General features: G+C 70.4%; 19 protein-coding genes. 9 read left to right on the top strand and 10 right to left on the bottom strand.

From position 1 onward, the window contains the following. Positions 1 to 49 precede the first annotated feature (49 nt). The 5 genes from ACVFI9_RS12720 to ACVFI9_RS12700 form a co-directional block, all read right to left on the bottom strand. Positions 50 to 640 carry a GNAT family N-acetyltransferase gene (locus tag ACVFI9_RS12720; protein WP_474762587.1) on the bottom strand — a complete coding sequence of 197 codons (591 nt, stop codon included), beginning with the start codon at positions 638 to 640 and terminating at the stop codon, positions 50 to 52. A 16-nt stretch (positions 641 to 656) separates the two neighbouring features. Further along, positions 657 to 1442: a metal-dependent hydrolase gene (locus ACVFI9_RS12715; protein WP_474762586.1), complete on the bottom strand. Its 786-nt coding sequence runs from the start codon at positions 1440 to 1442 to the stop codon at positions 657 to 659. A gap of 81 nt (positions 1443 to 1523) precedes the next feature. Next, positions 1524 to 2117, bottom strand: coding sequence for an energy-coupling factor transporter transmembrane component T family protein (locus tag ACVFI9_RS12710; RefSeq protein WP_474762585.1), 594 nt, complete (start codon positions 2115 to 2117; stop codon positions 1524 to 1526). 13 nt (positions 2118 to 2130) lie between these two features. Next, positions 2131 to 2811: an energy-coupling factor ABC transporter ATP-binding protein gene (locus ACVFI9_RS12705; RefSeq protein WP_474762584.1), complete on the bottom strand. Its 681-nt coding sequence runs from the start codon at positions 2809 to 2811 to the stop codon at positions 2131 to 2133. Next, positions 2811 to 3464, bottom strand: a complete 654-nt coding sequence (locus ACVFI9_RS12700) for a biotin transporter BioY (protein WP_474762583.1) — start codon at positions 3462 to 3464, stop codon at positions 2811 to 2813. Before ACVFI9_RS12700 ends, ACVFI9_RS12705 begins: the two co-directional genes overlap by 1 nt. 420 nt (positions 3465 to 3884) lie before the next feature. Between ACVFI9_RS12700 and ACVFI9_RS12695 the strand changes: the two genes are divergently transcribed. Further along, positions 3885 to 4121 (top strand): hypothetical protein, encoded by a 237-nt coding sequence (locus ACVFI9_RS12695; RefSeq protein ID WP_474762582.1) that lies wholly within the window; start codon positions 3885 to 3887, stop codon positions 4119 to 4121. Positions 4122 to 4323: 202 nt separating this feature from the next. Here the strand turns inward: ACVFI9_RS12695 and ACVFI9_RS12690 are convergent, their stop codons facing one another. From ACVFI9_RS12690 to ACVFI9_RS12675, 4 genes are all read right to left on the bottom strand, one after another. Beyond that, positions 4324 to 4671, bottom strand: a complete 348-nt coding sequence (locus ACVFI9_RS12690; protein WP_474762581.1) for a type II toxin-antitoxin system PemK/MazF family toxin — start codon at positions 4669 to 4671, stop codon at positions 4324 to 4326. Further along, complete coding sequence (locus ACVFI9_RS12685; protein WP_474762580.1) at positions 4665 to 4910, bottom strand: CopG family ribbon-helix-helix protein; 246 nt, start codon at positions 4908 to 4910, stop codon at positions 4665 to 4667. The genes ACVFI9_RS12690 and ACVFI9_RS12685 overlap by 7 nt, the downstream gene beginning before the upstream one ends. 350 nt (positions 4911 to 5260) lie before the next feature. Further along, complete coding sequence (locus tag ACVFI9_RS12680; protein ID WP_474762579.1) at positions 5261 to 5695, bottom strand: hypothetical protein; 435 nt, start codon at positions 5693 to 5695, stop codon at positions 5261 to 5263. A 161-nt stretch (positions 5696 to 5856) separates the two neighbouring features. Continuing rightward, the gene (locus ACVFI9_RS12675) at positions 5857 to 6045 is read right to left on the bottom strand and encodes a hypothetical protein (protein ID WP_474762578.1); all 189 of its coding nucleotides are present in this window, start codon (positions 6043 to 6045) and stop codon (positions 5857 to 5859) included. A gap of 110 nt (positions 6046 to 6155) precedes the next feature. On the opposite strand from ACVFI9_RS12675, the gene ACVFI9_RS12670 reads away from it, so the two are divergent. Genes ACVFI9_RS12670 through ACVFI9_RS12660 form a run of 3 tightly spaced genes read left to right on the top strand, consistent with a single transcriptional unit; the run spans position 6156 to position 11607 of the window. Next, positions 6156 to 6755 carry a TetR/AcrR family transcriptional regulator gene (locus ACVFI9_RS12670; protein ID WP_474762577.1) on the top strand — a complete coding sequence of 200 codons (600 nt, stop codon included), beginning with the start codon at positions 6156 to 6158 and terminating at the stop codon, positions 6753 to 6755. A gap of 8 nt (positions 6756 to 6763) precedes the next feature. Further along, on the top strand, positions 6764 to 9652 hold the full coding sequence (locus tag ACVFI9_RS12665; RefSeq protein ID WP_474762576.1) for an MMPL family transporter: 2889 nt from the start codon (positions 6764 to 6766) through the stop codon (positions 9650 to 9652). Continuing rightward, the gene (locus ACVFI9_RS12660) at positions 9649 to 11607 is read left to right on the top strand and encodes a YhgE/Pip family protein (protein WP_474762575.1); all 1959 of its coding nucleotides are present in this window, start codon (positions 9649 to 9651) and stop codon (positions 11605 to 11607) included. Before ACVFI9_RS12665 ends, ACVFI9_RS12660 begins: the two co-directional genes overlap by 4 nt. Positions 11608 to 11658: 51 nt before the next feature. On the opposite strand, the gene ACVFI9_RS12655 is transcribed toward ACVFI9_RS12660, so the two are convergent. After that, the gene (locus ACVFI9_RS12655) at positions 11659 to 12522 is read right to left on the bottom strand and encodes a sugar phosphate isomerase/epimerase family protein (protein ID WP_474762574.1); all 864 of its coding nucleotides are present in this window, start codon (positions 12520 to 12522) and stop codon (positions 11659 to 11661) included. Positions 12523 to 12609: 87 nt separating this feature from the next. Here ACVFI9_RS12655 and ACVFI9_RS12650 point away from each other — a divergent pair, with 87 nt between their 5' ends. The 5 genes from ACVFI9_RS12650 (at position 12610) to ilvC (ending at position 20057) form a co-directional block, all read left to right on the top strand. Then, entirely contained in the window at positions 12610 to 14862 is a 2253-nt protein-coding gene (locus ACVFI9_RS12650; RefSeq protein WP_474762573.1) for a bifunctional alpha,alpha-trehalose-phosphate synthase (UDP-forming)/trehalose-phosphatase, read from the top strand. 10 nt (positions 14863 to 14872) lie between these two features. After that, a complete protein-coding gene (gene ilvD, locus ACVFI9_RS12645) occupies positions 14873 to 16567 on the top strand; it encodes a dihydroxy-acid dehydratase (RefSeq protein ID WP_474762572.1) in 1695 nt (564 codons plus the stop codon). Between the two features lie 41 nt (positions 16568 to 16608). Further along, complete coding sequence (locus ACVFI9_RS12640) at positions 16609 to 18411, top strand: acetolactate synthase large subunit (RefSeq protein WP_474762571.1); 1803 nt, start codon at positions 16609 to 16611, stop codon at positions 18409 to 18411. Positions 18412 to 18413: 2 nt separating this feature from the next. Next, positions 18414 to 18923, top strand: a complete 510-nt coding sequence (gene ilvN, locus ACVFI9_RS12635; protein WP_474762570.1) for an acetolactate synthase small subunit — start codon at positions 18414 to 18416, stop codon at positions 18921 to 18923. Positions 18924 to 19028: 105 nt separating this feature from the next. Then, positions 19029 to 20057, top strand: coding sequence for a ketol-acid reductoisomerase (gene ilvC, locus ACVFI9_RS12630; protein ID WP_474762569.1), 1029 nt, complete (start codon positions 19029 to 19031; stop codon positions 20055 to 20057). Positions 20058 to 20184 lie beyond the last annotated feature (127 nt).

The following is a 20184-nucleotide window of genomic DNA, read 5'->3' as shown; positions in this document are numbered from 1 at the left end:
GATCCTGTCACGGACCGCCCACGCCGGGCGACGATCGATCGTCGGCGGGTCAGCCCTGCCGGCGCGCAGCCAGCTCCTTGCGGTACACCACGAGGTCGCACGTCGTCGCGAGGAGCGGCGCCAGCTCGGGGTACAGCTCCGCCAGGTGGCCCGTTCGCACCTCCCGGTAGCCGATGCGTTCGTACCACTCGCGCAGGAACTCCTTCGAGGCATGCGTCCACGAGGACGGAACCAGCAGCTCCAGCTGCATCGCACCATGTCCGCGCCCCACGGCCCACGCTTCGGCGAACGCGACGAGGGCGCGCCCGATACCGAGTCCGCGACGCTCGGGGTCGGCTGCGAGCATCCCGAACTCCGCGAGATCGTCGTCGAGTCGCTGCACGCGCACCGCTCCCACGACCTGGCCGTCGGCTCGCGCCGTCACGAGCTCTCCACGCCGAACGAGCTCGGCGATCTCCTCGGCGCTCGTGCGGCGCGCTCCGTCGACCCAGAGCCCGGCCTCCGCTACTCGGTACACCTCGTTCACGAGCGCGGCGAGCGCCGCGACGAGCGGGGTGTCGTCGGCGGATGCGGCGGGCTCGACGCCGACGTCGAGCGCGAGTCCGGTGAGCGGCGAGTGCGGCGAGGGCGAGGCGGTCACCCTTCCATTGTGCGGCTCAGCGGCCGGCGAACAGGTCCACCCCGACGAGCCGGAGGCCTTCGTTCGCGAAGCCGGCGCAACAGTAGAGTCCGAGCACGGCGCCGAGCATCGCCTCGCGGATCGAGCCCGTGTCGCCGAGCAGTGGAAGCGCGACATAGCCGTTGGGCTGCCAGACCCGGTTCAGCACCGGCACGGGCCGGAGGAACTCGGGCGGCCGCGGCACCCACGGCCAGAAGAGGCCGGGGAGCCCGCCGGTGGTGAGGAAGTCGCCCGCGAGGTGCGCGACGAAGCCGAGGGTGACCGCGAGCGGGAACCAGGCCAGTTGTTCGGGCGCGAACAGCACGATGAATGCGCCGAGCAGTGCGCCGAGCAGCCATGCGGCCGTCCAGGAGCGCACGAAGTCGCGCGCCCTGAGCCCGAAGCTGGCGAGCGCGGCGGTGCCGACGCCCGTGCCGATCGCCACGGCGCCGAGCGGCTCGATCACCGGGGTCACGAGGGTGAGCGCCCACGCACCGGCCGCGACGAGCGCGACGGCGATCATCGAGTGCGCGCCCTGCCGGTGCCCGCCCGACAGTACGCCGACGGTGCCCGCGGCGAGGCGTCCGAGCACGGGCACCGAGTGCGCGATGGTCGCGCTGTGGTGATCGGCATCGGGCAGGAGCGCGGCACCCGCGCACACGGCGGTGCCGGCGAGCACGCCGACGGGATCGAGCGGGTACGCCCCGAGGGTGATGATCGGCATCGTGCCGGTGAACGCGATCCAGGCGGCGGCGCCGCTCGTGGCGTGCGTGAGGCCCATCATCGGGTACGGTGCTCCTCGTACGGTCGGCGGCTGACGATCGACCAGTCTGCCCGAACCCGGCGACACTGCGACCCGCGACACTCAGTCGTCGAACCCCCGGGCCACGAGTGCCTCGCCCATCGCATCGGCCGTCTGCAGCGATCGCACCACGACCGGCACCGCGACGGCACGCAGCGAGCCCTCGACCCCGCGTGCGCGCCGCGCGTCGAGCACGGCGCGCACGATCTCGGTCATGAGCGGCACCGCCCGGATCGTCATGGCCAGCACGATGCCGACGCGCTCGGGGTCGACCCGTCGGCCGAAGGGGCGCAGCGCGACGCGAACGGCATCGAGGATGGCCGAGACCCGGGTCGTCAGGGTCACGAGCGCCGCGAGGGCGACGCACGCCGTGACCCGCAGCGACATCTCGAGCGCCGTCTCCCAGCCCGAGAACAGGGCGTTCAGCGGAGCCGCGACGAGGAGGATCCACAGCACGGGCACGAGCTGCGCCACGATGTCGCGCAGGGGGATCGCGGCGACCGCGAAGCCCAGCAATGCGAGAACCATGGCGGTCAGCAGCATCCACCATTCGGGGAGCAGGGCGACGACGACGACGGATGCCGCGAGCCCCACGAGCTTGGCCCCCGCACCGAGCCGGTGCAGCACCGAGGTGCCCGGCCGGTATGACCCGATCATCGGTACGTGCCGATCATCGGATGAGGCTCCTATATGCGCCGAGCGCCGCTGCGGGCGATCCGTCGGCGACGATGCTGCCGCCCTCCACCACGAGCACCCGGTCGAACGACTCGACGGACTCCAGCCGATGCGTGACGAGCACGAGCTGCTGGTCGAGCTCGGCGAAGTGCCGTTCGACGAGCTGGGCGTTGCGGGCGTCGAGGAGCGTGGTCGGCTCGTCCGCGACGACGATCGCGGGCTCCGCCACGAGCACCGCCGCGAGGGCCAGCAGCTGCTTCTGCCCCCCCGAGAGCCGGTGGGCCGGGCGGTCGGCGAGCTCGGTGAGTCCGAACCGGTCGAGCGCCCGGGCGACGCGCGCCGCGGCATCCGCTGGATCGAGGCGCAGCCGGCGGAGCGAGAACGCGACGTCCTCGCGCACCGTGGGCATCACGATCTGGTTGTCGGGATTCGTGAACACGAAGCCGACGCGGCGGCGCACCTCGCGGCTACGGCGCGCCACGTCGAGCCCGTCGACGAGCACCCGACCCGCGGTCGGCGTCACGAGTCCGTTGATGAGCCGCGCGAGCGTGGACTTGCCCGATCCGTTCGCTCCGATCACGCCGATGCGCCGCTCGGTGAGCCGCAGCGAGACGTCGACGAGCACGTCATCGCCGTCGTAGCGATGCGTGACGTGCTCGAAGACGATCTCGCTCATCAGGCGTCGGTCGCAGGCGATTCGATCGAGGGCGCGGCGGTGCGCACTCGGCGCCACGGCCACGACTTCTCGGCGATGAGCCCGGGCCAGGCGCGGTGCACGCCGGCAGCGACGAGCGCCGCGACGACCGCCTTGATCGCGTCGCCGATGAGGAAGGGCAGGCTGCCGGCGGCGATCGCCGCCCCGATCGGCATGCCCAGCACCGCGGCGAGCCACGGAATGCCGACGAGGTAGACCGCGAGGATGCCGCCGGCCGTCGTCGCGACGAGGAGGGTCCAGAACCGCAGGCGCGGGGTGAGCCGCTCGGCGAGCCAGCCGATCACGAAGGCGCCGAGGATGAAGCCGAGCAGGTAGCCGCCGGTCGGGCCGACGAGCACGCCGAGGCCGCCCGTGCCGCCCGAGAGGATCGGAAGGCCGGCGAGGCCGAGCCCCACGTACACCGTGACCGCGAGCGCGCCCTTGCGTGCGCCGAGCACCGCGCCGGCGAGCATGACGCCGAGCGTCTGGAGCGTGATCGGCACGCCGATGCCGATCGGAATCGCGCCGGGAAGCGTGAGCGCCGCGATGAGCGCGGCGAAGACGGCGATCTGCGCGAGGTCGCGCGCCGAGCTGCGCACGGCAGTGCGTTCGGTGGGAGTCTGGGCGACGGTCATCGTTCCCCCTCGGGTTCGTGGCGGTGGAGCCGATCGGCTCGTGTCTCACGCTACGAAGGGCGGGGGAGCGGCTTCTCGATCCGGCCGTACAAGAATCGCCGGCCGATTTTGGAATGCGGAGGCTCGAGCCTGGAAAGGTCAGGTACCGGGATCCCGACCGGTTCACCGCTTCCCTTCTGCGAGATGCCGAAGAGTTCGCAGTCGATGCCTGTCCCTGAACAGTCGATGCCTGCCCCTGAAAAGGATCGGGAGTGCTCGGCCTGGATTGCCGAATGTGGGAGGCTCAGGTCATTCGATAACCGGGCAGGGAGCGCGATGAAGCTTTGATGTTGGTCAGGTGCTTCTCGGCTGCGGCCTGGCCCTCGTCGGGTTGGTCTCGTCTTCACAGCGCTGTTCTCGCACCCGAGTCGCATCTTCGCGGTGGACCACCTGTCCGGCCCGGAATATCACGACCTCATGGTCGAGCTCAGCGCTGCCGCTTCGGGCGGCGAGCGCTGGCTACTCATCCTCGGCGCGCTGACCCTCGCCTGTGGGCTGTTGGTTCTCCCTGCTCAGTTGGATTCGGCCCTTGACCCTGAAGCGTCATCCGTCTGCCGCGAGTTCGGGTTCTCGCTGAGGGATCGGCTCGCGGGACAACCAGGCAAGTGCGATGAGTGACTGCAGGAAGGGTCGGATTACGCGAAGGGCGCCGAGGGCCACCGCTGTAGCGGCGGCCGTGGGTGGGTGCTGCGCTCGTCGTGGTTGTGGTGGTCCTCTATTGGACCGCAGTCGTCTGGTCGGCAGCGGAGTGCAACGCCAACGCCCGAGCGATTCGGCGAGAGAGGACCGGTTGCGCGCGGTGCCGCGTTCTTGTCGTCGCTCAGATTCCCATGACCAGGCGGATTCCGTCGGCGATCTTCGAGAGAACGTAGCTCGGGACGTGTCCGACCGGGAACGGCTCGAGGAACTCGCGGCTGACCGGTACAACTTGGGACACGAGCGCCACGGAGTCCTTGTCCAGCCCGGACGCGTCGACGGGGACCAGCACGTTGCCCGGGAATGCTTCAAGCGCGACGTTCGAGGTGAGCGGGACGACCAAGACGGTGGCGATCTGCGTGGCGAGCAGCCAGTCCTCTTGCATGACGACGGCGGGTCGACGTTTCGCCGGCTCGGATCCGCGGGGTGAACCGAAGTCCACCCACACCACGTCGCCGTGGGCGATCACCACTCGGTCGCTTCGAGTATGTTGCGCTCCGACTCGGACAGGAAGGGGCTGCCCGCGGAGGGCTGCCCGACGCGTTCGATCACCGCGTCGGCCAGGGCCGTCAGCTCTGCTTCACCTTCAAGTTCCTCGACGAAACGACGCCCGGCGCGTCGGAAGAACTCCGAGCGGTTCATCCCGTGCCGAGCGGCCACGCGCTCGAAGCGCTCGAAGTCGCCGTCGGGGATCGAAATTGCGGTCTTCATGACGCAAGTATAACCAGTCATACCGTCGTCGCGCTCAGGGATCCCGCCAGGTCGAGTCATGGACCTGCGAACGGAGTTGGATCAGTTGTCGGTGCCGGGCTCCGCGTACAGCATCGGGCGCGATTCGAACGAGGCATATTGCCTGACCCAAGAGGTCGATGGTCGGCACGTCTTCTACAGCGAGCGTGGACGCCGAAATGCTGAGTGGGTCTTGTCACCGAGGCAGATGCCAAGGCAGAGCTGAAGCGTCGGATTCTCTCTGACGGCGCCGTGGCAACTCAATGCAGTCGCGCGCAGATTGAGCCAACAAGGCTTACGCGCGAGTGGCTTCATGCGAGCTCGACCGCGGCTCAGGCGGCGCGGGCCTCGACCTCGTTCGACGCGCCGATGGTCGGCAGCCCCGCGGCATCCGACTCGGAGGACTCGGACTCCGACGCGATCGGGTCGGCCCAGACGACGAGGGGAGCGGGCTCCCAGCTCAGCGCGAGCGGCTCATCCTCGGCGGGAACGATGACGGCCACGGATTCGCGCTCGTCGAGGACGGTGCGCGTGAGCTCGGCCGCGATCTGATGGGTCAGCATCGCGTGGAAGATCTGGTCGGTGTCCTGCTCGGTGCGACGCACGAGCGACCACGCGCCGCCGGGCCCGATGAACTCGGCCAGCTTCGCGTTCAGGAGCTCGAAGAGGTGTTCGCCACGCAGGTCGGCCGCGGTGGGGCGCGGCGTGGCGGCGGCGTGGGCGGAGGCTTGGGCAGCGAGCCTCGCTCTGCGCCAGCGGCGGAACATCGGCGACCCCTCTCGGTGGCATTCGGGCCGTGCGGTTCGGGCCGCACGGTCGGTCTACGTTTCAGTCTCCGCCCTCGCCTCCCGGATCGCGGCTGACACGCCGCGCTCGCCCGCTTGCGGCGGATCGGCGGGATGGCGAGAAGGGGGCTCGGTGGACGATGCTACTCGGTGAGCTCCGCGCGCTTCGACTCGTCGGCGACGGTACCGATCGCGATGGCGAGGCTCGCCGCCCAGGCGACCCACATCAGGATGAGGCGCCAGTCGCGCGGGCCCGCGATGGTGGCCCGGACGACCCCGATGCCGCCGAAGATCGAACTGAGTACGGCTCCGCTGAAGAGGTACTTGCGCATGCGGCAACGTTACCCGTTCACCCTCTCCCACCGGGCGTTCGACTGTGAGTGCGCCCTGAATCTGTCCGATCGGTCAGAGGCTGACCGATCGGACAGATACCGTTGAAGGCATGCCCACCGATGCACTCCCGCCGACACGCGTGCGCGCCAGTGATGAACTCCGCCAAGTCGCCCTCGAGCAGTTCTCGACCATCGGGTTCGCCGCCAGCTCGCTGCAGCACATCGCCGACCACGCGGGCTACTCCAAGTCCAGCGTGCTCTACCACTACTCCTCCAAGGAGGCGCTGCTCGAAGCCGCCATCGGGCCCGCGATCGACGGGCTCGAAGCGCTCCTCGGCGACTTCGTCGCGAGCGGTCGCTCCGTCCCGGCGCGTGCCGAGTTCATCGAACGCTTCGTCGACTTCCTGCTCGGCAACCGGCTCGCCGTGCACACCTTCGTGAACCAGGGGCAGTCGCTCCGCGGCATCCCGGTCATCGAGCGGGCGAATGCCGCCATCCGCGGGCTCGCCGACTCCATCTGCGAAGCGGATGCCCCGCTCAGCGAGCAGATGCGCTTCGGCGTCGCGCTCGCCGGCGCGGCCTACACCCTCGTCGCGGGCGCGACCTTCCTCGAAGAGGATCGGCAGCGCGACGACGCCGACGTGCGCGCCGCGCTCATCTCCGTGCTCTCCGAACTGCTCATCCCGGCCGACGGCCGCACGACCCTTTAGGCCGCGCCATGGCACTGCTCCTCCACCGGATCGGACGATTCGCCTTCCGACGGGCCTGGCTCGTCATCATCGCGTGGGCCGTGGCCCTCGCCGCGCTCCTCGGCGCCGGCATCGGCCTCGGCGGCCAGCTCCAGGAGTCCTACGCCATCCCCGGCACCGAGTCTCAGGACGCGATCGACCAGCTCGCCGCGGTCTTCCCTCAGACGTCGGGCGCCTCGGCGAAGGCCGTCGTGGAAGCGCCCGACGGGGCATCCGTCGAGTCCGACGCCTCCCGCAGCGCGATCGCCGACATGGAGTCCGAACTCGAACAGGTCGAGGGGGTCGCGAGCGTGCTCGGGCCCTTCGACGAGTACGCGGGCGACCAGGTCTCGAAGGACGCCCGCACGGCGTACATCCAGGTGCAGTTCGACACCCCGACGACGGGCGTCACCGACGAGTCGATCGACGCGGTGGTCGTGACCGGCGAGATCGGCCGCGACGCGGGCCTCACGGTGGCGTTCGGCGGCGAGGTCTTCCAGGACACGACCTTCGGCCTCACCATCACCGAGGTCTTCGGCGTGCTGTTCGCGGGCGTCGTACTGCTCATCACGTTCGGGTCGCTGCTCTCGGCCGGGATGCCGCTGCTCACCGCCCTCGTCGGCGTCGGCGCCACCTTCGGCGGCATCTCGCTGGTGGCGGCCTTCGCGACCGTGTCGAGCACCGCACCGATGCTCGCCGTCATGATCGGCCTCGCGGTCGGCATCGACTACGCGCTCTTCATCCTGTCGCGCCATCGCACGCAGCTCGCACGCGGCCAGGACCCCGAGTCGAGCGCGGCCGAGTCGGTCGCGACCGCAGGCGGCGCCGTCGTGTTCGCGGGCCTCACCGTGATCATCGCGCTCCTCGGCCTCCTCGTGGTCGGCATCCCGTTCCTCAGCGTCATGGGCGTCGCCGCCGCATTCGCGGTGCTCGTCGCGGTGCTTGCCGCCGTCACCCTGCTGCCCGCGCTCCTCGGCGTGCTCGGGAAGCGGCTCATCCCGAAGCCGGGCAGCCGCGCCCACCGCCGCGCCAACGCCGACGACGATCGCGGCAGGCACACCATGGGCCGCCGCTGGGTCGACCTCGTGCTCAAGGCGCCCATCGTGTTCGTGCTCCTCGTCGTCGGCCTGCTGGGCACGGCGGCGATCCCCGCCGCGAGCCTCGACCTCAACCTCCCGAGCGGCGCCTCGGAGCCCGAGGGCTCCACGCAGCGCGAGGCCTACGAGATGATCGAGAACGGTTTCGGCCCCGGCTACAACGGCCCGCTCATCGTCACCGTCGACATCACCCAGACGACCGACATCTTCGAGGACCTCGACGTCATCGGCGCCCGCATCGCCGAGCTCGACGGCGTGACCTACGTCGGCCAGGGACTGCCCAACGAGACGGCCGACACGGCGATCATCCAGGTGATCCCCGAGAGCGCGCCCGACTCGCCCGAGACGAAGGTGGTCGTCGAGGAGATCCGCGACCTCGCCCCCGACCTCGAGGCCGACTACGGCACGCCCATCGCCGTGACGGGCTACACCGCCGTGACCATCGACATCTCCAACCGGCTGAACGACGCCCTCGTGCCGTTCGCGCTCATCGTCGTCGGGCTGTCGATCCTGCTGCTGCTCCTCGTGTTCCGCTCGGTCTTCGTGCCGGTCAAGGCGGCGCTCGGCTTCCTGCTCTCGGCATTCGCCGCGATCGGCGCCACCGTCGCGATCTTCCAGTGGGGCTGGTTCGCCGACCTCCTGCACATCCAGCCGGGGCCGATCCTGAGCTTCCTGCCGATCCTGCTGCTCGCCGTGCTCTTCGGCCTCGCCATGGACTACGAGGTGTTCCTCGTGTCGGGCATGCGCGAGGAGTACGTGAAGACCCGCGAGCCCCGGGGCTCCATCGTGCACGGCTTCCAGCACGCGGCGCGCGTCGTGACGGCCGCCGCGCTCATCATGTTCTTCGTCTTCTTCGCGTTCGTGCCCGAGGGCTCGGGGGTCATCAAGGGCATCGCGTTCGCGCTCGCCGTGGGCGTCGCGTTCGACGCGTTCCTCGTGCGCATGACGTTCGTGCCTGCCGCCATGGCGCTCGCCGGGCGCGCGGCCTGGTGGCTGCCGAAGTGGCTCGAGAAGCGACTCCCCGACGTCGACATCGAGGGTGAGGGGCTTCGCGCCCACCTCGAGCAGGAGGAGTGGGCGGCCACTCGACCGGCGGCGGTCAACCTCGACGACGCCGTGTTCGGTCTTCCCGAGCGGCCGATCGGCCCGCTCACCGCCGACGTGCCCGCCGGCGGCGTGCTCGTGGTGCGCGGCGACGCCGTCGACCGCCGGGTGGTGGCCGCGACGCTCGCCGGGCGCCTCGCGCCCGTCTCGGGCCGCATCGCGGTGCTGGGGCATCCGCTGCCCACCGCGTCGAGCGCGGTCATGCGCGGCGTGGCGATCGCCGAACTGCCGACGGATGCCGCGACCGGCGGCAGCGTGGGTGAACTCGTCGCCCGCCGCCTCGACGCCACCGGCCCGTGGTATCGCGTCGCCCCCTCGAAGCGCCTCGTGCGGTCGTGGGTCGAGCGCGCCGCGGACGCCGCCGGACACGGACCCGACGGGCCCCGCTTCACCGAGGACACGCCGATCGCCGCCCTCGGCGCCGAGGCGCGGGCACTGGTCGCGATCGCCGCGGCGCTCGCCGAGCGCCCGAAGGCCGTCGCGATCGACCTCGACGACGAACCAGGATCTGCCAGCGCCGAGCTGTGGCGTGCGCTCGCCCGACTCGTCCCGCCGTCGGTGACGACGATCGTCGGGCTCGGCGCGTCGGCCGTCACGCCCGACATCGCCCCCGAACTCGCCGCACGCGGCATCCGCACCATCGAACCCGTCTCGTCCCTGCAGGAGGTCGCCCGATGACCAGCACCCGGCTGTCCCGGCTCTTCGGATCCACCCCGGCGCAGCGCCGGGTGCGCTACGGCGCACTGATCGCCGCGGTCGTGGCCGTGCCGCTCGCCGTCGCCGGCCTCGTGTCGGGCGCCTTCGCCGGCGCCGACGAGAACATCGAGGCGATCCCGGCGGTCGTCGTGAACAACGACGAGATGGTCACCTTGACGCTGCCCGACGGCACCGAGCAGCCCGTGCTCGCCGGTCGCCTGCTCGTCACCGAACTCACCGACCCCGACACGGCGGGCTTCGACTGGACCATCTCGAACGACGAGGAGGCCGCCGACCTGCTCGCCTCCGGCGACGCCTATGCGGTGCTCACGATCCCCGAGGACTTCTCGTCGTCGGTGACGTCGCTCTCCGGCGAGGAGCCCACGAAGGCGAACCTCGACATCCGCACCGACGACGCGCACGGCTACCTCGCCGGATCCGTCGCGCAGTCCGTCGGCGCCGCCATGTCGACCGCCTTCGGACAGGAGCTCACGCAGCAGTACCTCGAGGGGTTCTACACGAATCTCGCCGCGCTCGGCGGGTCGCTCGGCGACGCCGCCGACGGGGCGACGCAGGTCTCGTCGGGCGTCGGCTCGCTCGCGGGCGGTCTCGGCGAGCTCTCGGGCGGCGTGGCGCAGTCCGCGGCCGGAGCGCACGAGCTCGCGAACGGCGCCACGGAGTACGCCGACGGCGTCGCACAGTACACGGGCGGTGTCGACGGCATCGCCGGCGGGCTCGCCGAGCTGAACGCCGGTGCGGCCGGTCTCGACGGACTCTCCGACGGGTGGGACCAGTACGTCGGAGGCATCAGCGCCGGCGTCGCGCAGATCGAGACCAACGTCGGCCCCATCGCGGATCGGCTCGACCAGTTCATCGTGGAGAACCCCGATCTCGTCGAGCAGTACCCGCAGATCGCCGAAGCAGCAGGATCCATCTCCGCGATTCGCGATCAGCTCGGCTCGCTCGTCACGGGCGGACAGACCCTCGCGGCCGCGACGCGCACCGGTATCGACGGCATCCAGGGCGGCATCTCAGGCCTCGCGGGCGGGGCGGCCGAGCTCTCCGCGGGCTCCGCCGGCATCCGCGACGGCGGCTACGGCATCGCCGGCGGCGTCGGCGAGCTCGCCGTGGGGCTCGACCAGCTGTCGGGCGGTGCTGCGGATGCCGCGAGCGGCGCGAGCCAGCTCGCGGGCGGCGCGAAAGCCCTCGCCGACGGCCTGACCACCGGCGCAGAGGAGGCCAAGGCGCTCACGGACATCGACGCGGAGGCGACCGCGGACGTGGTGGCCGAACCCGTGACCTCCACCACCGAGCGCGACAACGAGATCGGCACCATCGGCGAGGTCATCGGCATGCTCTTCGCCCCGATCGGGCTGTGGCTCGGTGCCATGGCGATGTTCCTCGTGTTCCGTCCCTTCGGGCGCGAGGCGCTGCGCAGCACCGCGTCGACGGGCGCCCTCGTGGCGCGCACGCTCACGAGGGCCGGCCTCATCGCCCTCGCGCAGGCCGTGGCCGTCGTCGCGCTCATGCACGGCGCGCTCGGCGTCGACTGGTCGCTGCTGCCGCAGACCCTCGCGTTCTCGGCGCTCCTCGCCCTCGCGTTCACGGCGGTGCACGCGTTCCTCGCCGCGTGGCTCGGCCGGGCCGGCCTGCTCGTCTCGCTCGTGCTCGTCGCGTTGCAGCTCGCGGCGTCGGGAGGGCTCTACCCGATCGAGGTGCTGAGCGGGCCGTTCCAGGCGATCAGCCCGTTCCTGCCGCTGACGTGGGCGGTGCAGGGCATGCAGTTCATCGTGTCGGGCGTGGGCGGCGCCGCAGTCGCGACCGCGGCGGGCGTGATCGCGCTGTTCGGACTCATCGGCGTCATCGGCACGCTCGTGGCCGTTGGGCGGCGTCGCGGCATCCGCTCGATCGGGTTCGCGGCGACCGCGCTCGGCTGACCGGCCGACCCGGCCGTCTGAGGCTGACGCGTCGACGATCGGGGCGGCGCGTCAGCCGTCGTGCCGGTGGCCCGGGCGGATGGCCTCGAGCGCCCGGCGCGACTTCGTGAGCATGGGGCGGCGCGTCTGGTGCGTGTGGCGGCGCGCGAACTCGAGGGTCTCGCGCAGGAGCTCGAGTCGCTCGCGCTCGGTCTTCGCCTTGCGGGTGTTCACCTCGGCGACGATCGAGCCCTTCCAGCCGCGCGCGCTGAGCGCCTCGAGCACCTCGGCGACCGGTTCGCGCCCGTGGCCGGGCAGCAGGTGCTCGTCGAAGATCTGGCCCTCGCCGATGGCGCCCGAGCCGTCGCAGAGGTGCACGTGCCGCAGACGGTCGCCGAGATCGTTCGCGAACTGCAGGCTGTCGACACCCGAGAGCGCCGCGTGCGAGAAATCGAGCGTGACCGCATCGCAGTCCATGATGCGTGGATCCCAGCCGGGCGCGTACGCCTTCATGTTCCGGCCGGCGGCGCGCCAGGGGAACATGTTCTCGACGGCGATCTCGACGTCGTACTTCCCGGAGATCTCGCGCACGATGCCGAGGAAGTTCGAGGCGTACGTCGCCTGCCAGCGGAAGGGCGGATGCACCACGACGCTGTCGGCGCCGACCGCCGCGGCCAGTTCGGCCGTGCGATCGAGCTTCACGCGGGGATCGCGGCCCCACACGAAGTGCGTGAGCAGCAGCACGGGGGCGTGGATCGAGAGGATCGGCAGCGCGTAGCGCCGCGAGAGCTCGAGCAGCGGCTCGGGCTGCTGCGTCGACTCCTCCTGGGTGACCATGATCTCGATGCCGTCGTAGCCCGCGAGCTTCGCCAGGCGGAAGGCCTGCTCGGGTTCGAGCGGATAGACGCAGGTGGTGCTCATGCCGACGCGGATCATCAGGACGGCAGTCTATCCGCGCACCCTGAGCGTCTGCGGGGGGCTGTTAGCCTGAACGGAGCCGCGAGGAGGAGGGACATCCGACGCATGCATGCAGCCGGGCCTGAACGCGACGAGCTCCACGTCGAGCACGCCTACGACATGATCGTCGTCTCGAACCGGCTCCCCGTCGACTACCAGGCGGGCCCTGACGGCGAGACCCAGTGGAAGAGCTCGCCGGGCGGGCTCGTCACGGCGCTCGAGCCGGTCATGCGCGCCGCCGACGGCGCGTGGGTGGGGTGGACGGGCGTCGCCGACCGCGACTTCGAGCCGTTCGAGCACGACGGCATCTCGATCGTGCCCGTGCCGCTCAGCGAGGCCGAGCTCGAGGAGTACTACGAGGGCTTCTCGAACGACACGCTGTGGCCGCTCTACCACGACGTCATCGCCCCGCCGTCGTTCCACCGCGAGTGGTGGGAGGCGTACGTGCGCGTCAACCGGCGCTTCGCCGAGGCCGCCGCGCGCGCGGCATCCGACGGCGCCGTCGTCTGGGTGCACGACTACCAGCTGCAGCTCGTGCCGCGGATGCTTCGCGAGGCCCGCCCCGACCTCGTGATCGGGTTCTTCAACCACATCCCGTTCCCGGCCTACGGCATCTACTCGCAGCTGCCCTGGCGCCGCCAGGTGCTCGACGGCCTGCTCGGCGCCGACGTCATCGGATTCCAGCGCGCGGCCGACGCGGGCAACTTCGCCAGGGCGGTGCGCCGGCTCTTCGGCTACACCACGCGCGGCACCGTCATCGACGTGCCCGACACCGGCGCCGACGGCCAGACCCGGCGCGTGGTGGCACGCCACTTCCCGATCTCCATCGATGCGGCCGGCTTCGAGGAGATCGCCCGCCGTCCCGACGTGCAGGAGCGGGCGCGGGAGATCCGGAAGAGCCTCGGCAACCCTGACACGATCATGCTCGGCGTCGACCGCCTCGACTACACCAAGGGCATCCGGCATCGCATGAAGGCGTTCGGCGAGCTGCTCCGCGACGGGCGGCTCTCGGTCGATCACGCCACGCTCGTGCAGGTCGCGAGCCCGTCCCGGGAGCGTGTCGAGACCTACCGCCAGCTCCGCGACGAGATCGAGCTCCTCGTCGGCCGGCTGAACGGCGACTACTCCAGTCTCGGCCACCAGGCCATCTCCTACCTGCACCACGGCTACCCGCGCGAGGAGATGGTGGCGCTCTACCTGGCCGCCGACGTCATGCTCGTCACGGCGCTGCGCGACGGCATGAACCTCGTCGCGAAGGAGTACGTGGCCTGCCGCTTCGATGACGACGGCGTGCTCCTGCTCAGCGAGTTCACCGGGGCATCCGACGAGCTCAGGCAGGCGGTGCTCGTGAACCCGCATGACATCGAGGGCCTGAAGGACGCGATGGTCGAGGCGGTGCGGATGCCGAAGCGGGAACGCACACGCCGCATGCGCGCCCTCCGCAAGCGCGTGCGCGACAACGACGTGGCCAACTGGTCGGCGACGTTCCTCGAGACGCTCACGGGAGCGGGGATCATCAGGCCCGGTGTTCCCGACGCGCTGCGCACGGCGCTGGCGCGAGTCGCCGAGACCGAACGGCTCCTCGTCGCGCTCGACTTCGACGGCACGCTCGCGCCCCTCGTCGACCGGCCCGAGGATGCACGCGCGACCGACCGGGCGCGATCGGCGATCCAGCGGCTCGCCGAGTTCGACGACACCCGGGTGGCCATCGTCTCGGGTCGTGCCCTCGCGAGTCTCGGCGAGGTGGCGAGCCCCCCGGAGGGCACGCTGCTCAGCGGTTCCCACGGCGTCGAACTGCAGCTCGATGCGGGCGAGGTCACCATCGACCTGCGGGACACCGAGTTCGCCCGGCTCCAGCGGCTTGCCGAGATCCTCGAGGACGTCGCGGCCGGCACCGACGGCGCCTGGATCGAGAAGAAGCCCGCCGGCCTCGCGCTGCATACCCGGCAGCTGAGCTCGGCGGCCGGCACGGCCCTGCAGCACGCCGCCCGTCAGCGCGTGGAGTGGGAGGTGCAGGGCATCACCGTGCGCGCGGGCAAGTCGGTGCTGGAGTTCTCGGTGCGCTCGAGCGACAAGGGGGAGTCCCTCACCCGGCTCCGCCAGCACGTCGGCGCGACCGCCGCGATCTACGTCGGCGACGACGTCACCGACGAGGACGCCTTCGCGGCGCTCGACGCCGACGACGTGGGCATCAAGGTGGGGCAGGGCAAGTCGATCGCCACCCATCGGGTGCGAAGCCCCGAGGACGTCGCGATCATGCTGGAATTCCTCGCCGATGCCCGTGGGGCCGCGCACGACGGGGTCACGCCCTGGTCATAGACTCGTGGGTATGCCCGAGTTCGATCCCAAACCGCGTAGTCGTACCGTCACCGACGGCATCGAGGCCATGACGAGTCGCGGGATGCTCCGCGCCGTGGGCATGGGCGATGCCGACTGGGACAAGCCGCAGATCGGCATCGCGAGCTCGTGGAACGAGATCACCCCGTGCAACCTCTCGCTCGGCCGCCTCGCGCAGGCCGCGAAGGAGGGCGTGCACGGCGGCGGGGGATACCCGCTGCAGTTCGGCACCGTCTCGGTCTCCGACGGCATCTCGATGGGCCACGAGGGCATGCACTTCTCCCTCGTCTCACGCGAGGTGATCGCGGACTCCGTCGAGGTCGTCATGCAGGCCGAGCGCCTCGACGGCTCGGTGCTGCTCGCCGGCTGCGACAAGTCCATCCCCGGCATGCTGATGGCCGCGGCACGGCTCGACCTGGCCAGCGTCTTCCTCTACGCGGGCTCGATCGCCCCCGGCTGGGTGCGGCTCTCCGACGGCACCGAGAAGGACATCACGATCATCGACTCGTTCGAGGCCGTCGGCGCCGTGAAGGCGGGCACGATGAGCGAGGCCGACGCCAAGACGATCGAGTGCGCGTTCGCACCAGGCGAGGGCGCCTGCGGCGGCATGTACACGGCCAACACCATGGCCTCGGTCGCGGAGGCACTCGGGCTCTCGCTCCCGGGGTCGGCGTCACCGGCATCCGCCGACCGCCGCCGCGACTACTACGCCCACCGCTCGGGCGAGGCCGTCGTGAACCTGCTGAGGCAGGGCATCACCGCTCGGCAGATCCTCACCAAGAAGGCCTTCGAGAACGCCATCGCCGTGGGCATGGCCCTCGGCGGCTCGACCAACATCGTGCTGCACCTCCTCGCGATCGCTCGCGAGGCCGACGTCGAGCTCACCCTCGACGACTTCAACCGCATCGGGGCGAAGGTGCCGCACGTCGGCGACCTGAAGCCCTTCGGCAAGTACGTCATGAACGACGTCGATCGTCGCGGCGGGCTGCCCGTGCTCATGAAGGCGCTGCTCGACGCGGGGCTCATGCACGGCGACGCCCTGACGGTCACCGGCAGGACGCTCGCCGAGAACCTCGCCGAGATGGACATCCCGCCGCTCGACGGCGAGGTGCTGCGCACACTCGACAACCCGATCCACGAGACCGGCGGACTCACCATCCTGCACGGCTCGCTCGCACCCGAGGGCGCGGTCGTGAAGACCGCCGGCTTCGACGCCGCGACCTTCGAGGGCCCCGCGCGGGTCTTCGAGCGCGAGCGTGCCGCGATGGACGCGCTCACGGCCGGCGAGATCAAGCACGGGGACGTCGTCGTGATCCGCTACGAGGGTCCGAAGGGCGGCCCCGGCATGCGCGAGATGCTCGCGATCACTGCCGCCATCAAGGGCGCTGGCCTCGGAAAAGATGTACTACTCTTGACTGACGGTCGATTCTCAGGCGGCACAACCGGGCTGTGCATCGGCCATCTGGCACCCGAAGCGGTGGACGCAGGTCCCATCGCCTTCGTGCGCGATGGTGATCTCATACGGGTCGATATCGCAGCTCGTTCCATCGACCTACTGGTCGACGATGCCGAGCTGGCTGCTCGCCGTGAAGGCTGGGCTCCGCTTCCTCCGCGCTATACCCGTGGCGTCCTCGCGAAGTACTCGAAGCTCGTGCGTTCCGCCGCCGAAGGCGCCACGACGGGCTGAGTGCTGCGCTCTCCGCACACCGTCCAGAGAACAGGAATCGAATGACCACGGAATCATCCCCCGTGCCATCGCCCGCCCCAGCGCCACCCGGCGCACCTGTCGAGATCACCGGTGCCGACGCGGTCGTCCGCTCGCTCGAGATGCTCGGCATCACCGACGTCTTCGGCCTGCCCGGTGGCGCGATCCTCCCCGTCTACGACCCGCTGCTCGACAGCCGCAAGCTGCGTCACATCCTCGTCCGCCACGAGCAGGGCGCCGGCCACGCGGCCGAGGGCTACGCCTCGTCGTCGGGCAGGCTCGGCGTCGCCATCGCCACGTCGGGCCCCGGCGCGACGAACCTCGTCACCGCCATCGCCGACGCGCACATGGACTCCGTTCCGCTGCTCGCGATCACCGGGCAGGTGTTCTCGAACCTCATGGGCACCGATGCGTTCCAGGAGGCCGACATCGTCGGCATCACGATGCCCATCACCAAGCACTCCTTCCTGGTGAAGCGCGCCGAGGACATCCCCGGCACCATCGCGGCCGCGGTGCACATCGCCACCACGGGTCGCCCAGGGCCTGTGCTCGTCGACATCACGAAGGACGCCCAGCAGGCGAAGTTCCAGTTCCGCTGGCCGCCGAAGGTCGAGCTTCCCGGCTACCGGCCCATCACGAAGGCGCACGGCAAGCAGGTCGCGGCCGCGGCGCAGCTGCTCGCCGAGGCCAAGCGCCCGGTGCTCTACGTGGGCGGCGGCGTCATCCGGGCGCGGGCGTCCGAGGAGCTCCTCGCGCTCGCCGAGGCGACGAACGCGCCCGTGGTCACCACGCTCATGGCGCGCGGGGCGTTCCCCGATTCCCACCGACAGCACCTCGGCATGCCGGGCATGCACGGCACCGTGCCCGCCGTGCTCGCCCTGCAGGAGGCCGACCTGCTCGTGGCGCTCGGGTCCCGGTTCGACGACCGCGTCACGGGCAAGGCGCCGCTCTTCGCGCCGAACGCGAAGGTCGTCCACGTCGACATCGACCCGGCCGAGATCTCGAAGATCCGCACGGCCGACGTCCCGATCGTGGGCGACCTGAAAGACGTGCTCGTCGACCTGCTCGCCGGGTATCGCGAGGTCACGGCCGCCGAAAAGCCCGACCTCGAGGAGTGGTGGGCGACGCTCGATGGGCTCCGCTCGGAGTTCCCACTCGGCTACACGTCGACTTCCGACGGGCTGCTGGCGCCGCAGTACGTGATCGAGCGCATCGGCCAGCTCACCGGCCCCGAGGCCGTGTACGCGGCCGGGGTCGGCCAGCACCAGATGTGGGCTGCGCAGTTCATCAAGTACGAGCGCCCCAACTCCTGGCTCAACTCGGGCGGTGCCGGAACCATGGGCTACGCGGTTCCCGCGGCCATGGGCGCCAAGGTCGCCGAGCCCGACCGGGTGGTCTGGGCCATCGATGGCGACGGCTGCTTCCAGATGACGAACCAGGAACTCGCCACCTGCACGCTGAACGACATCCCGATCAAGGTCGCGATCATCAACAACTCCTCGCTCGGCATGGTGCGTCAGTGGCAGACGCTGTTCTACGACGGCCGGTACTCGAACACCGACCTGCAGACCGGCCACGACACCGTGCGCATCCCCGACTTCGTCACGCTCGCCGAGTCGTACGGTGCGCTCGGCATCCGCGTCACGAAAGAGGAGGAGGTCGACGACGCGATCAAGCTCGCGCTCGAGACCAACGACCGGCCGGTCGTGATCGACTTCGTCGTCTCCGCCGACGCGATGGTGTGGCCGATGGTGCCGCAGGGCGTGTCGAACAGCTACATCCAGTACGCCCGCGATCACTCGCCGGCATTCAGCGAGGAGGACTGACCATGTCGACACACGTGCTCTCCCTCCTCGTCGAGGACAAGCCCGGCCTGCTCACCCGCGTGGCAGGGCTCTTCGCCCGCCGCGGGTTCAACATCGAGAGCCTCGCGGTGGGTCACACCGAGATCCCCGGCCTCTCGCGCATCACGGTCGTCGTCGACGTCGAGGACCTGCCGCTCGAGCAGGTCACGAAGCAGCTCAACAAGCTCATCAACGTCATCAAGATCGTGGAGCTCGACCCTGCGCAGTCGGTGCAGCGCGAGCACCTGCTCATCAAGGTACGCGTCGACAACGCCACCCGGTCGCAGGTGCTCGAGGCCGTGAACCTCTTCCGCGCGCGCGTCGTCGACGTGTCGACCGATGCGCTCGTGATCGAGGTCACGGGCGACAGCGGAAAGACCAACGCGCTCCTCAAGGTGCTCGAGCCCTACGGCATCAAGGAGATCGCCCAGTCGGGCCTGCTCGCGATCGGCCGCGGCGGCAAGTCCATCACCGAGCGCGTCTTCAAGAACTGACCATACGTTCCCTGAGCTCGTCGACCCTTCGACGGGCTCAGGGACCACAACCCACAGGTCCCTTCGACAAGCTCAGGGACCGGATCCAAGGAGAAAGAACAGCACATGGCTGAGATCTACTACGACAAGGACGCCGACCTCTCGCTCATCCAGGGCAAGAAGGTCGCCGTCATCGGCTACGGCTCGCAGGGCCACGCGCACGCGCAGAATCTCCGCGACTCGGGCGTCGAAGTCGTCATCGGGCTCAAGGAGGACTCGAAGTCGAAGCCCAAGGCCGAGGAGGCCGGCTTCGAGGTGAAGAGCGTGGCGGATGCCGCGGCCTGGGCCGACGTCATCGTCATCCTCGCGCCCGACCAGTACCAGCGCCACATCTACGCCGAGTCCATCAAGGACAACCTCGCCGAGGGCAAGACCCTCGTGTTCGGCCACGGCTTCAACATCCGCTTCGGCTACATCGAGGCGCCCGAGGGCGTCGACGTCGTCATGGTCGCTCCGAAGGGGCCCGGCCACACGGTGCGTCGCGAGTACGAGGCCGGCCGTGGTGTTCCCGTGATCGTCGCCGTCGAGAAGGATGCCTCGGGCAACGCCTGGCCGCTCACCCTCTCGTACGCCAAGGCCATCGGCGGCCTGCGCGCGGGCGGCATCAAGACCACCTTCACCGAGGAGACCGAGACCGACCTCTTCGGCGAGCAGGCGGTGCTCTGCGGCGGCGTGTCGCAGCTCATCCAGTACGGCTTCGAGACGCTGACCGAGGCCGGCTACCAGCCGCAGGTCGCCTACTTCGAGGTGCTCCACGAGCTGAAGCTCATCGTCGACCTCATGTGGGAGGGCGGCATCGCCAAGCAGCGGTGGTCGGTCTCCGACACCGCAGAGTACGGCGACTACGTCTCGGGCCCGCGCGTCATCGACCCGCACGTCAAGGAGAACATGAAGGCGGTCCTCGCCGACATCCAGGACGGCACGTTCGCCAAGCGCTTCATCGCCGACCAGGACGCGGGCGCTCCCGAGTTCCTCGAGCTCCGCAAGAAGGGCGAGGCGCACCCCATCGAGGCCACCGGCCGCGAGCTCCGCAAGCTGTTCGCCTGGAACGCCTCCAACGACGACGACTACGTCGACGGCGAGGTCGCTCGCTGACGCGGCTCGTCCCGTCCATCTGAAACACCGCGCGGCGGGGTCGGCTTCGGCCGGCCCCGCCGTCGGCGTTCGCCCCGCTGCAGGATGCGCGAATGAGCAGGGCCGGACCCCTTGCCACGGTGGCCCC

The organism is Agromyces sp. NSFZ, assembly GCF_056156205.1.
Note: the sequence above shows the minus strand (reverse complement) of the source record. Positions and strands in the feature narration are given on the sequence as shown.

Coding starts and splice junctions, on each gene's coding strand:
- ACVFI9_RS12715 (WP_474762586.1), bottom strand. CDS start 1,442: ATGATGGGCCTCACGCACGCCACGAGCGGCGCCGCCGCCTGGATCGCG.
- ACVFI9_RS12710 (WP_474762585.1), bottom strand. CDS start 2,117: ATGATCGGGTCATACCGGCCGGGCACCTCGGTGCTGCACCGGCTCGGT.
- ACVFI9_RS12705 (WP_474762584.1), bottom strand. CDS start 2,811: ATGAGCGAGATCGTCTTCGAGCACGTCACGCATCGCTACGACGGCGAT.
- ACVFI9_RS12700 (WP_474762583.1), bottom strand. CDS start 3,464: ATGACCGTCGCCCAGACTCCCACCGAACGCACTGCCGTGCGCAGCTCG.
- ACVFI9_RS12685 (WP_474762580.1), bottom strand. CDS start 4,910: ATGAAGACCGCAATTTCGATCCCCGACGGCGACTTCGAGCGCTTCGAG.
- ACVFI9_RS12680 (WP_474762579.1), bottom strand. CDS start 5,695: ATGTTCCGCCGCTGGCGCAGAGCGAGGCTCGCTGCCCAAGCCTCCGCC.
- ACVFI9_RS12675 (WP_474762578.1), bottom strand. CDS start 6,045: ATGCGCAAGTACCTCTTCAGCGGAGCCGTACTCAGTTCGATCTTCGGC.
- ACVFI9_RS12670 (WP_474762577.1), top strand. CDS start 6,156: ATGCCCACCGATGCACTCCCGCCGACACGCGTGCGCGCCAGTGATGAA.
- ACVFI9_RS12665 (WP_474762576.1), top strand. CDS start 6,764: ATGGCACTGCTCCTCCACCGGATCGGACGATTCGCCTTCCGACGGGCC.
- ACVFI9_RS12660 (WP_474762575.1), top strand. CDS start 9,649: ATGACCAGCACCCGGCTGTCCCGGCTCTTCGGATCCACCCCGGCGCAG.
- ACVFI9_RS12655 (WP_474762574.1), bottom strand. CDS start 12,522: ATGATCCGCGTCGGCATGAGCACCACCTGCGTCTATCCGCTCGAACCC.
- ACVFI9_RS12650 (WP_474762573.1), top strand. CDS start 12,610: ATGCATGCAGCCGGGCCTGAACGCGACGAGCTCCACGTCGAGCACGCC.
- ilvD (WP_474762572.1), top strand. CDS start 14,873: ATGCCCGAGTTCGATCCCAAACCGCGTAGTCGTACCGTCACCGACGGC.
- ACVFI9_RS12640 (WP_474762571.1), top strand. CDS start 16,609: ATGACCACGGAATCATCCCCCGTGCCATCGCCCGCCCCAGCGCCACCC.
- ilvN (WP_474762570.1), top strand. CDS start 18,414: ATGTCGACACACGTGCTCTCCCTCCTCGTCGAGGACAAGCCCGGCCTG.
- ilvC (WP_474762569.1), top strand. CDS start 19,029: ATGGCTGAGATCTACTACGACAAGGACGCCGACCTCTCGCTCATCCAG.